The organism is Saonia flava (assembly GCF_011927795.1).
Lineage (GTDB): Bacteria > Bacteroidota > Bacteroidia > Flavobacteriales > Flavobacteriaceae > Saonia > Saonia flava.
Genome location: NZ_JAATJJ010000001.1, coordinates 1455548 through 1467987 on the forward strand (window position 1 = coordinate 1455548; position 12440 = coordinate 1467987).

The window sequence follows — 12440 nt, forward strand, 5'->3', positions numbered from 1 at the left end:
TTCGGATTTAAGCCAATGCCTGCTCTATATCCGAAATAATATCCTCTATATGTTCCAAGCCCACAGAAACCCTTACAGAACCATCGGTGATGCCAACTTCTTCCCTTTCTTCTTTGGTAAGTTTACTATGGGTTGTAGACGCAGGATGGGTAACTATACTTCTAGAGTCCCCTAAATTAGCCGATAGGGACAACAGTTTAATAGAATCGAAGAATTGTCTACCGCCATCTATACCCCCTTTAACCTCAAAAGCAATAACACTACCACCTGCTTTCATTTGCTTTTTGGCCACTTCATATTTAGGATGAGACTTTAAGAAAGGATATTTAACCCAATTAATTTTTGGGTGATTTTCTAAGTAATGAGCCAATTTCAATGCATTTTCACAATGTCTATCCACCCTTAGACCAAGGGTTTCCAAACTTTTGGATAGTATCCATGCACTAAAAGGTGAAAGTGCAGGACCTGTAATCCTAGAAAAACGATATACCTTATCCATTAATTCTTTGCTACCTACAGTTATTCCGGCCAACACCCTACCTTGCCCGTCCATCAACTTGGTGCCAGAATGTATCACCAAATCAGCACCAAACTTAATGGGCTGTTGTAAATACGGAGTAGCAAAACAGTTATCTACAACAAAAATAAGGTTGTGTTTTTTTGCAATTTTTCCCAACACCTCCAAATCCAAAACGTCTACTCCGGGATTGGTCGGTGATTCCGCATAGATGATTTTTGTTTTGGGAGTGATTAAACTTTCAATCTTTTCCAGTTCATCCATCTTAAAATAACTGGTAGAAATATTCCATTTGGGAAAAAACTGAGTAAACAATGTATGGGTTGAGCCAAATATACTTCTGGAAGATATAATATGGTCTTCACTTTCCAACAAAGCTGCCAATGTGGAATATACCGCTGCCATACCCGATGCAAAAGCAAAACCATCTTCTGCACCTTCCATTTTACAGACCTTTTCTATGAGTTCTGATGAGTTTGGGTTAGAATATCTTGAATAAATGTTCCTCTCTTTTTCTTCAGCAAAAGAAGCTCGCATATCCTCTGCATCCTCAAATACAAAACTTGATGTTAAATATAACGGACTGGAATGTTCCAAAAATTTAGAACGTTCTATTTGAGTCCTAACCGCTTCTGTTTCGAATTTATACTTCTCCATATTAATTTTTTTCTGCTATTCTTAATATATCACCAAAAACACCTCTTGCAGTTACTGCTGAACCTGCACCTGCCCCCTGGATTACCAATGGATGACCTCCATAGGATTCTGTAAAAATCTCAATAATGGAATCTGAACCCTTTACTTGTCCCAGTGCACTGGTTTTGGGAACAGAAATAAGTTTCACATCCAATTTCCCCTTCTCTTCCTGTAGATTTCCAGATAAATCTCCAACATATCGCAATACATGATTAGGCTTTTGCTTCATTTTTATTTCATTAAAGATTGGGTCTAATACTTCACAATTTTTAAGGAAATCTACTACTGTACCTTTTTTAAGTTCTTCGGGAATTAAATTTTGAATATTAATATCCGAAAACTCGTTGTGTAAATCCAGCTCCCTTGCCAAAATCAATAGTTTTCTTCCAACATCATTTCCAGACAAATCTTCTCTTGGGTCTGGCTCAGTAAAACCTTTATCCATTGCTTCCTTTAAAATAGTGGAAAAAGAAGCGTCAGACTCCGAGAATGTGTTGAAAATATAGCTCAATGAACCTGAGAAAATCCCTTTGATACGCGTAATGTTCTCACCGGACAAATGCAACAATTTAATAGTATCAATCAAAGGCAACCCCGCACCTACATTGGTTTCGTATAAATACTGTTTTTGATTTTTGATTAAATCCTCACGCAATAATTTATAATAATCGAATCCTAACGTATTAGCAATTTTATTTGAGGAGACTAAATCGAAACCGTTTTCAACGAAGTCAAAATAATTGCCCACAAACTCCTCACTTGCCGTATTGTCCACGGCTATTAAATTCTCTAAATGGTGCTCCTTTGCATACTCAAAAACTTCATTTAACGTATATGGAATTCCTTTTTCCTTAAGATTTGCTTTCCAATTCTTGGTAATCCCTTTTTTGTTGAACAAAATGTTTCTTGAATTTGCCACGGCAAAAACATTTAAATGAATCCCCTTGCGCTCTTCAATTGTTTTATTCGATTTTAATATTTGGTCTATAAGGGTACCACCAACATTACCATGCCCAAAAACTATGACATTGACTTTTTTAGAAATTCCAAAAATTTGTCCGTGCATTACATTCAATGCCTTCTTCAAGTCAGATTTCTTTAAAACCAAACTCACATTTTTTCCTGAAACCGTATTATTGAAGAGTAAAGGAACTATTTGATTCTTTATCAATGCATTGTACGGTTTATGAAAGGTGCTTAAATCCTGCCCTACAATTGAAACCACAGAAACATTATCCATTACTGTAATCATATTCACATCCTTGGAATGAAAGTCATTTTCAAACTCTTGTTCCAATGCAGTTTTTGCTTCAACTGCCTTGTTGGCAGCAACCACAAGACCTATTCCTCTTTCAGAGGATCCTTGTGAAATAATGCTCACATTAATTCCCTTGTTCCCAAGAGCCTTAAAAATACGTGCATCTACTCCAACTTTCCCAAGAAGTCCCCTACCTTCTAAATTAATAAGTGCCGTATTTTCAATTACGGACAAAGATTTTATTTTCTCCTCACTGCTCTTGGCACTTATTAAAGTACCCTTATCATCATTATTAAAAGTATTGAGAATTCTAAGTGGAATATTCTTTTCAATTAATGGAATGATGGTCTTGGCGTGCAATATAGTGGTTCCAAAATTTGCAAGTTCATTTGCCTCGCTATAGGATAACACTTCCAATTTTTTAGCATCTGAAACAAAATCTGGGTTTGCTGTATAAATTCCATCCACATGGGTGTAATTCTGTAATTCTTCGGCATCCAAAAAATTGGCAATCAAGGCAGCCGTATAATTACTTCCATTTCTACCCAATGTAGTAGTCTCATTGTTCATGTTAGAAGCAATAAACCCAGTTATTACAGGCACTTCATTTGCTTTTAATTTAGAAAATTCTTCCACCACATTTTCTTTGGACAAAGCTTCCAAAACAGCGGCATCACCAAAAGTTGTATCAGTTTTTATCAACTCCCTGGCATCTAACATTTTAGAGGGTATACCTTTATCATTCAACAATTGTGTCACCACTTTCGCAGAAATAAGCTCTCCATAGGCCAATACCTCATCTTTTATTTTGGAGCTATAATCACCTAAAAGAGCTACTCCTTCAAACAATCTGATCAATTCCCTAAACTCCTTGGAAAGGTTTATATTCTTAAAGGTATATTTTTGATAGGCTTCAAACTTTTCAAAATCCTGTGAATAATCCTTTCCATCAGCTGCTTTTTGCAGCAAAATTTCTAATTGATCGGTTGCCTTTTCCCTAGCCGATAGTACAACAGTTATTTTCTCCCCCTCATTTATTTTACTACCAATGATATTTAAAACCTGTTCTATGCCTTCACCATTAGCCAAAGATTTTCCTCCAAATTTCAAAACTTTGGTTTTTTTGTTTTTCCCATTTTTATTGAACACTCCTTTGAGCAATTGCTCCATTTGTTCAAACTCAATTAAAAAGGCATCGTGTCCATGAAGCGAATGTATCTCTCCATAGGTTACATTACTATTGGCCTGAGCCAAACGTTTAAAGGTTTCCTTATTTTCCTTGGCCGTAAAGAACAAATCCGAATCCACACCAATAATATGAATGTTCGTACCACTATTTTGAAGTTTGATAAAATTGCCTTCTCCTTCACGGGTAATATCAATGGTCTTCAATAATTGGTTCATCAATTTATAAGCTGATAATTGAAAACGTTCCTGTAATTTTTTACCATGGTGCGTTAACCAACTCTCTACATTAAAAACCTGAAGCTCGTCATTTGTTGTTCTTTTAAAACGCTCCTTAAATGATTCTGGTGTACGGTAGCAAAGCATGGCATGCATACGGGCATCATGCACTGGCTGTTTGGAATTTATCAAAAACTGCTCCTGAATCTGACAGTTTGCAATTAACCAATCAGTAGATTTCCAATCCGATGCCACAGGAATCAAATGCTCTGTTAAATTTGGATTCAATGCTGCCATTTCCCAGGCAATACCTCCTCCCATAGAGCCTCCAATAATTGCATATAATTTATTGATGTTCAACTCCGTTAAACCTCTTAAAAATATTTTGGCAATATCTTGAGCAACAAAATTCTTATAATTTTCAATAATAAAACTATCGTGCCCATTTCCAGGCACATTAAAACATAAAACAGTATATTTCTTGGTATCAATGCATTTATCATCGCCTACCAAAGCAGACCACCATCCCTCTTTACCAGCAACATCAGAATTACCTGTTAGGGCATGGTTTACCAAAACAATGGGTGCTGTATGGAGCTCCAATCCAAATAATTGATAGGATAAGGAAATATCCAATTCCTTTCCGCTATTGGTAGTATACTTATCTATTTTTATATGATGTAGCATCTTATTTTTGTATAATTATGGGCCTGTACAAAAGAGGCCCCAATACCCTTCTATTATAATTGAGCAAAAACCTGCTCCAAATCCGCTTTTAAATCCTCAATATTTTCCAAGCCAACTGACAACCTAATTAGATCTTTAGTAACTCCGGTATCCTCCTGTGCTGCCTCATCCAACTGTTGGTGTGTTGTACTCGCTGGGTGTATAATTAAAGATTTAGTGTCCCCAATATTTGCCAATAAAGAAAACAATTTGGTTTCATCTGCAATTTTCTTTGCCGCATCATACCCCCCTTTAACTCCAAAAGTCACTAATCCGCTTTGCCCTTTTGGCAAGTATTCCTCAGCCAATTTTTTATACTTGCTAGATTCCAAACCTGGATAGTTCACCCAATTCACCTCATCTCTGTCCTGCAACCATTTTGCCAATGCCAGAGCACTTTCACTGTACTGTTTAATACGAACCTCCAAAGTCTCCAACCCTTGAATAATTTGAAAAGCATTAAATGGGCTTAAACATGCACCAAAATCACGCAATCCTTCAATACGCACTTTAGCAATAAAGGCTGCTGCACCTAAGGCATCATGATAAACCAATCCATGATATCCCGCAGATGGTTCTGTAAACTCTGGAAAATTTCCATTTGCCCAATCAAACGTTCCTGCATCTATAATGGCCCCTCCCAGAGCAGTTCCATTTCCATTAATGTATTTTGTAAGCGAATGAATTACGATATTGGCACCATGCTCAATAGGGTTCAATAATGCCGGGGTGGCCACCGTATTATCCACAATAAACGGAACTTTTGCAGCTTTGGCTTCTTTAGAAATGGCTTTTAAATCCAGCACATCCAATTTTGGGTTCCCCAAAGATTCCACAAAGAAAGCACGCGTATTGTCTTGTACTGCCTTCCCAAAGTTAGATGGGTCTTCTGGATTTACAAAAGTTGTTGTAATTCCCAATCGGGGAAGTGTAACGCTCAATAAATTATAAGTACCTCCATATAAGCTGTTGGAAGCCACAATATGGTCCCCTGCTTTTAACAATACCAATAATGCCGTGTTTATAGCACCAGTTCCAGAAGAGGTAACTACAGAAGCAATTCCACCTTCTAAAGCTGCAAGACGTTGTTCCAATATATCATTGGTCGGATTATTTATTCTTGTATAAATATTCCCAAATTCCGCCAATGAAAAAAGATTGGCCGCATGGTCAGAATCATTAAAAACATAAGCCGTACTTTGATATATGGGTACTGCCCTAGTTCCTCCGTTAGCAGCAACATCATGTCCTGCGTGTAATGCGTTGGTCGAAAATTTTTGTTCACTCATGGTTCCCAGGTTATTAGTTAAATTTTATTTGTTTCAGTTTAAAAATTGCCCATAAAAAAAACCCCTGCTTCTGCAGAGGTTTTGTAAATTCTTTATTGGGTAAAGTTTATACAATACTGTCCTCTGCGGATATCTTCCACATCATCATAGACATATTGTACATTACTTTTTTCATTTCTTTCTTGTTGTACAAATTATTCGAAACATTTTTCAAAAAACCAAATTTATTTTAAAAAATGTTGTTTTGTCTATAACGGTGAAAGAGACAATTATATTTTAAAAGCTTCTTTTACTGCATCGATCATATCCAATTTTTCCCATGTAAACAATTCCACTTCTTTTTCAATTCTACCGTTATAAGGAGATTCAAATACCTTGGTAATTGTTCTTGGCTCTTTACCCATATGGCCATATGCTGCGGATTCCAAGTAAATGGGATTTCTCAATTTCAATCTTTCTTCCAAAGCAAAAGGGCGCATATCAAACAATTGTGCAACCTTATCGGCAATTTCACCATCCGTCATATTAACTTTTGATGTACCGTAGGTATCCACAAAAATAGAGGTAGGCTCTACCACACCAATGGCATAACTTACTTGTACTAATATTTCATCTGCAACACCTGCTGCCACTAGATTTTTTGCCGCATGTCTTGCTGCATAAGCTGCACTTCTATCCACTTTACTTGGGTCTTTACCACTAAAAGCACCTCCGCCATGGGCTCCTTTACCACCATAAGTGTCCACAATAATTTTTCTTCCTGTAAGTCCAGTATCTCCGTGAGGTCCTCCTATCACAAATTTCCCTGTTGGATTGATGTGATAGTTTATTTGACCATCAAATAGTTTTTGAACCTTAGCTGGGAACTGGGCCACTACCTTTGGAATAAGAATATTGATAATGTCCTCTTTGATTTTTGCCAACATTTTATTGTCGTCTTCATCAAATTCATCATGTTGGGTGGACACTACTATGGTATCTATACGTACCGGAGTATTTTCATCCGAATACTCAATGGTTACTTGTGCTTTGGCATCTGGTCTTAAATATGCTATTTCTTTCTTCTCTCTTCTTAAGTCTGCCAAGACCTGAAGAATTTTGTGGGATATATCCAATGCCAAGGGCATATAATTCTCAGTTTCTTTGGTGGCATACCCAAACATCATTCCTTGGTCTCCGGCACCTTGCTCTTCTTTAGAGCCTCTATCCACACCTTGGTTGATTTCTTTTGATTGTTCATGTATCAAAGAAATTACCCCACAAGCATTTCCACTAAATTGGTAATCCCCATTAGTGTAACCTATTTTATTGATTACATCCCTTGCGATTTGTTGTACATCTAAATAGGTATGGCTTTTAACCTCTCCTGCCAATACCACTTGACCGGTAGTTACCAGGGTTTCACAGGCTACCTTACTTTCTGGGTCAAAGGCCAAAAAATTATCCAATAATGCATCACTAATCTGATCTGCAATTTTGTCCGGATGCCCTTCACTAACGGACTCCGAGGTAAATAAATACGACATGTTTAATTTTTGAACGGAAAAAGGATTTGACGGAAAGTAAGCCCTAAATTTAAGCTACTGCTTTAGCATTTTTTTAATGAGGTTGCAATCAGTCAAATCCTTCCTCTAATTAATAATAATGGCAAAAGTACGTATTTGTTGGAAACTTAAAAATATTTAGCGTTTCATTTTTAAATCTTTTGTATTTCAACCTTTATTTTTTCTCTAACCCAAGATACTTTGTATATTGTGAGGCACATTTAGAATCAACCATTAATTAACAAAACCTATGCACATTGCCGTTGCAGGAAATATTGGAGCAGGAAAAACAACTTTAACTCGGCTCCTTTCAAAACATTATAAATGGGAAGCACATTTTGAGGATGTTGTGGACAATCCCTACCTTGATGATTTCTATACCCAGATGGAACGTTGGAGTTTTAACTTGCAGATTTATTTTTTAAATAGTAGGTACAGACAAATTCTACAAATACGTGAAAGCGGCAAAAATATTATCCAGGACCGTACCATTTATGAAGATGCCCATATTTTTGCTCCCAACTTACATGCTATGGGTCTTATGACCAACAGGGACTTTAATAATTATTCCTCTCTTTTTGAGCTAATGGAAAGCTTGGTGCAACCACCAGATTTATTAATTTACCTAAGAAGTTCCATTCCCAATTTAGTGAACCAAATTCACAAACGCGGAAGGGATTATGAAAACTCCATTTCCATTGATTACCTAAGTAGATTAAATGAACGTTATGAGGCTTGGGCCCATGGCTATGAAAAAGGAAATCTTTTGGTCATAGATGTAGACGATTTGGATTTTGTTGATGACCCAGAACATCTGGGACTTGTCATTAATAAAATTGATGCCGAAATAAACGGGTTGTTTTAAGCTATATTCATACTTAGATCACATTAAAATTCATTTCCCTCACTCAAAAGGTGCGTTCCCTCATTTGTCATTTTTTTAAACGGGTTAAACTGGTAGTTTTATTTAGGCATTATGCTCCTATAAACTAAAACACCTATTGTTTAACCAACCTGCCCTGGCAGGTCTAAATTTTAAAAAAATGAAACCAAAAAAGAATCCTAAAAAAGATTTAAACAAAAACAGAGGCTTGTATTTTATAGCAGGCCTTGCACTTGTAATGCTTTTGGCATATGTAGCTCTGGAATGGAAAACCTACGAAAAAAATTCAATATATATTGGAAGTATTGATGTTCCAGATGACAATATTGAGGAGGAACCTGCTATTTTTCAGCTTAAAACTCCACCGCCACCGCAACCTATAGCACCTCCAGTAATTGAAGTCGTTGATGATGAAAAAGACGTAATTGAAGATGAAATAATATCATCAGAAACAAACCAAGAAGAAGAGGTAGTGAAGGTCGAGGATATAATAGTAGAAGATATAGATATTGTAGAAGAAGTAGATTTTATTCGTATTGAAGAGGCACCTATTTTTCCGGGGTGCGAAAAAGCTTCAGATAAAAAAGCTTGTTTTCAAGAAAAAATGAAAGAGCATATAAGAAAGAACTTCAGATACCCTGAACCTGCCCAAGAAATGGGAATTCAAGGTAGGGTAAGTACTATGTTTGTAATTCAGAAAGATGGAAGTATAAGTGATATAAGATTTCGAGGACCCGACCCATTATTAGAAAAAGAAGCGCAACGAATTATTGGTAAGCTTCCAAAAATGACACCAGGCAAACAACAAAACAAGTCAGTAAGGGTTTCCTTTGTTCAACCTATCATTTTTAAACTCAATTAGAAAGTCATTAAAAACCTCCCTAAAGAGAAACAAGTTTCAATCGTTTCTCTAACGAAAATAACAAAACAAAAAAAAGCCCGAAGTTATACTTCGGGCTTTCATATTTTAACAGAAAGATTTTATTCCTTTACCTCTTCAACTACTTCTTTAATGATTTTCTTTCCTTTTACTTCAATATCAACATTTTTAAGGGATTCAATTTGTGATTTCACCTCTTCTTCTGTTCCTGTAAAATCTCGAACTTCTTTCTTTTCAACTCCATTTTCAATATATGTAGTTGTAACTGTTGCTGTAGCTATACCAACATCATTCTTTACCATTTCTATACGGACATCTTTTTTAGATTCATGGCCGGCCATTCCAGTATCTGAATGTCCTCCCAAGATTGGAGCGATTACTAAACCTACCAAACATGTTAATTTAATTAAAATGTTCATGGATGGTCCAGAAGTATCTTTAAATGGATCTCCAACAGTATCACCAGTTACAGCTGCTTTATGGGCATCAGAACCTTTATATGTCATTTCACCATCAATCTCTACTCCAGCTTCAAAAGATTTTTTAGCATTATCCCACGCACCACCTGCATTGTTTTGGAAAATAGCCCACATTACACCACTTACACAAACACCTGCCATGTAGCCTCCCAATGGCTCTGCACCAAACAACAATCCAATAATTATTGGAGTAATAATGGTTATTAAACCTGGGACAATCATTTCTTTTAAGGCTGCTTTAGTAGAAATATCCACACATTTAGCGTATTCGGGAGTACCTGTTCCTTCCATAATTCCAGGAATCTCCCTAAACTGTCTACGTACTTCATGCACCATTTCCATGGCAGCTTTACCAACTGACTGCATCGCTAATGCTGAGAAAATAACAGGAATCATTCCTCCCACAAATAACATGGCCAATACATCAGCCTTAAAAATATTAATTCCATCTATTCCCGTAAAAGTTACATAAGCAGCAAAAAGAGCTAATGCAGTTAAGGCCGCAGAAGCAATTGCAAATCCTTTACCTACTGCCGCAGTTGTATTACCAACGGAATCCAATATATCTGTACGTTCTCTTACTATATCATCTAATTCACTCATTTCCGCAACACCCCCTGCGTTATCGGCAATTGGTCCAAAAGCATCAATTGCAAGTTGCATAGCCGTTGTTGCCATCATTGCAGAAGCTGCCAGAGCAACTCCATAAAAGCCAGCCAATTCATAAGAACCATAAATTGCAGCAGCAAATAAAATAACGGAAAGGAAAGTAGATTTCATACCCACAGCTAATCCGGCAATAATATTTGTTGCCGCACCTGTTCCACTATTTTGTACAATATCATTTACTGGTTTTTTTCCCAAACTAGTATAGTATGCGGTTACATAAGAGATTAATCCTCCTACAGCCAATCCTATTAAAGTAGTATAGAATACATGTCTAGATGGTATGCTTTTTATTCCCTCCCCAAAGAAGCTCATTTGTAATGTTTCAGGCAACATCCATTTAATTAAAAACCAACCGGCAATAGCTGTAATTATCATGGCCACCCAATTCCCTGTATCCAATGCTTTTTGAACTTGAGATTCTTTAGCATCGTTCGAAGATATTTTTACCAAAAATGTTCCTATGATTGAGGCTAAAATACCAACACCAGCAATTACTATAGGAAGTAAAATTGGCCCCATATTATTAAATGCATCTGTAAACTGGGTTGTTGCAGACATATCTTTTATAAGGTAGTTACCCAATACCATGGCCGCCAATACAGTAGCAACATACGAACCAAATAGATCTGCTCCCATACCCGCAACATCACCAACATTGTCCCCTACGTTATCTGCAATGGTAGCAGGGTTTCGAGGGTCATCTTCTGGAATACCAGCTTCTACCTTACCAACTAAATCAGCGCCAACATCAGCAGCTTTAGTATAAATACCACCACCGACACGAGCAAACAACGCAATAGATTCAGCACCCAAAGAGAACCCGGCAAGAGTTTCCAATACTATGGTCATATTATCATAAAAAGAACCTTCCGTTCCCATAAACTGACCTGCAAAAAACAGAAACAAAAGACTTAATCCAAGAACTGCCAAACCAGCAACCCCTAGACCCATTACTGTACCACCTCCAAAAGAAACTTTCAATGCCTGTGGCAAACTTGTTTTAGCTGCTTCAGCGGTACGTGCATTAGAATCCGTTGCAATACGCATTCCTATATTTCCTGCCAATGCAGAAAAAACAGCTCCGATAATAAAGGCAGGAACAATCATCCAACTGGTTGACTCAACTATTGTAGAAATACCAAACAAAGCGGCAGAAGCAATGACCACAAAAATAGCCAATAGCCTGTATTCGGCACTTAAAAAAGCCAAAGCCCCTTCTTTAATACTTTTTGATATGCTTTGCATTTTATCATCCCCAGCTGCTTGTTTTCTTACCCACGAGGCTTTAATTATCATAAAAACTAACCCTAAAAGAGCAAGTGCAATTGGTATGTAAATGATATTGGATTCCATAAGTTGTTATAAGTTAAATTTCAATTATTTTAAGCTGGGCAAAAGTAGTAAAATCTAAGAGAATAAAAAAAGCAATATCTATAACTGATATTGCTCTATATATAACTGGATACATTGAAGTTAAGCTTTCGTTTTTAAATCTAAAAAAATTAAAATTAACTTCTTGTAATTTATTCTAAATTGTAAAAGTGCGTTTCTTTTTGTGTTCACTATTTTCATAGCGTTCCACGCATTCATGATAAATTTTTACGGCCTCATCTGCATTTCCCCATCCCCCAACATCGACTTTCTTCTTTTCTAAATCTTTATATACTTGAAAAAAATGTTCAATCTCCTTAAGTCTATGAGGGTTTAGGTCCCCTATATCATTATTGTTGCTCCAGATTGGGTCAGAAATTGGGACACAGATAATTTTTTCATCAGGGCCCTTTTCATCTGTCATATGAAAAACACCAATGGGTTTTACCTCCATGACCACCATAGGATAAGTAGGCTCTGTCCCCATGACCAAAACATCTAATGGGTCTTTATCCAATGCCAAAGTCTCAGGAATAAATCCATAATCTCCAGGGTACATCATAGAAGAAAACAACATACGATCAAACCTAATTTTATGTAATGTAAAATCGTATTCATACTTATTTCTACTTCCCTTTGGGATTTCAATTAAAACATCAAAAGTCAATATTTTGTTTTTACTCATTTTATTTTTATTAAAGAGAATTCTTAATCACACTTAAAG

Annotated in this window: 8 protein-coding genes; 2 read left to right on the forward strand and 6 right to left on the reverse strand. The window is 36.5% G+C overall.

The features are described from left to right. Positions 1-7 precede the first annotated feature (7 nt). The 4 genes from GGR42_RS06505 to metK form a co-directional block, all read right to left on the reverse strand. Positions 8-1174, reverse strand: coding sequence for a trans-sulfuration enzyme family protein (locus GGR42_RS06505; protein ID WP_167962073.1), 1167 nt, complete (start codon positions 1172-1174; stop codon positions 8-10). A 1-nt stretch (position 1175) separates the two neighbouring features. Then, a complete protein-coding gene (gene thrA / locus GGR42_RS06510; RefSeq protein WP_167962075.1) occupies positions 1176-4562 on the reverse strand; it encodes a bifunctional aspartate kinase/homoserine dehydrogenase I in 3387 nt (1128 codons plus the stop codon). A 53-nt stretch (positions 4563-4615) separates the two neighbouring features. Beyond that, the gene (locus GGR42_RS06515) at positions 4616-5890 is read right to left on the reverse strand and encodes an O-acetylhomoserine aminocarboxypropyltransferase/cysteine synthase family protein (RefSeq protein WP_167962077.1); all 1275 of its coding nucleotides are present in this window, start codon (positions 5888-5890) and stop codon (positions 4616-4618) included. Between the two features lie 269 nt (positions 5891-6159). Next, on the reverse strand, positions 6160-7416 hold the full coding sequence (gene metK, locus GGR42_RS06520; protein WP_167962079.1) for a methionine adenosyltransferase: 1257 nt from the start codon (positions 7414-7416) through the stop codon (positions 6160-6162). A 268-nt stretch (positions 7417-7684) separates the two neighbouring features. Between metK and GGR42_RS06525 the strand changes: the two genes are divergently transcribed. Further along, positions 7685-8299 carry a deoxynucleoside kinase gene (locus GGR42_RS06525; protein WP_167962081.1) on the forward strand — a complete coding sequence of 205 codons (615 nt, stop codon included), beginning with the start codon at positions 7685-7687 and terminating at the stop codon, positions 8297-8299. A gap of 178 nt (positions 8300-8477) precedes the next feature. Continuing rightward, on the forward strand, positions 8478-9179 hold the full coding sequence (locus GGR42_RS06530; RefSeq protein ID WP_167962083.1) for an energy transducer TonB: 702 nt from the start codon (positions 8478-8480) through the stop codon (positions 9177-9179). A gap of 119 nt (positions 9180-9298) precedes the next feature. Here GGR42_RS06530 and GGR42_RS06535 read toward each other — a convergent pair whose 3' ends face one another. Together GGR42_RS06535 and GGR42_RS06540 are read right to left on the reverse strand one after the other, a co-directional pair. Further along, the gene (locus GGR42_RS06535; RefSeq protein WP_167962085.1) at positions 9299-11698 is read right to left on the reverse strand and encodes a sodium-translocating pyrophosphatase; all 2400 of its coding nucleotides are present in this window, start codon (positions 11696-11698) and stop codon (positions 9299-9301) included. A gap of 175 nt (positions 11699-11873) precedes the next feature. Continuing rightward, positions 11874-12401: an inorganic diphosphatase gene (locus GGR42_RS06540; protein ID WP_167962086.1), complete on the reverse strand. Its 528-nt coding sequence runs from the start codon at positions 12399-12401 to the stop codon at positions 11874-11876. Between the last annotated feature and the right edge of the window lie 39 nt (positions 12402-12440).

What these genes read in the sequence shown, in the direction of transcription:
- GGR42_RS06530 (WP_167962083.1), top strand. Translation starts at nt 8,478, where the DNA reads ATGAAACCAAAAAAGAATCCTAAAAAAGATTTAAACAAAAACAGAGGC.
- GGR42_RS06515 (WP_167962077.1), bottom strand. Translation starts at nt 5,890, where the DNA reads ATGAGTGAACAAAAATTTTCGACCAACGCATTACACGCAGGACATGAT.
- GGR42_RS06540 (WP_167962086.1), bottom strand. Translation starts at nt 12,401, where the DNA reads ATGAGTAAAAACAAAATATTGACTTTTGATGTTTTAATTGAAATCCCA.
- GGR42_RS06535 (WP_167962085.1), bottom strand. Translation starts at nt 11,698, where the DNA reads ATGGAATCCAATATCATTTACATACCAATTGCACTTGCTCTTTTAGGG.
- GGR42_RS06525 (WP_167962081.1), top strand. Translation starts at nt 7,685, where the DNA reads ATGCACATTGCCGTTGCAGGAAATATTGGAGCAGGAAAAACAACTTTA.
- metK (WP_167962079.1), bottom strand. Translation starts at nt 7,416, where the DNA reads ATGTCGTATTTATTTACCTCGGAGTCCGTTAGTGAAGGGCATCCGGAC.
- thrA (WP_167962075.1), bottom strand. Translation starts at nt 4,562, where the DNA reads ATGCTACATCATATAAAAATAGATAAGTATACTACCAATAGCGGAAAG.
- GGR42_RS06505 (WP_167962073.1), bottom strand. Translation starts at nt 1,174, where the DNA reads ATGGAGAAGTATAAATTCGAAACAGAAGCGGTTAGGACTCAAATAGAA.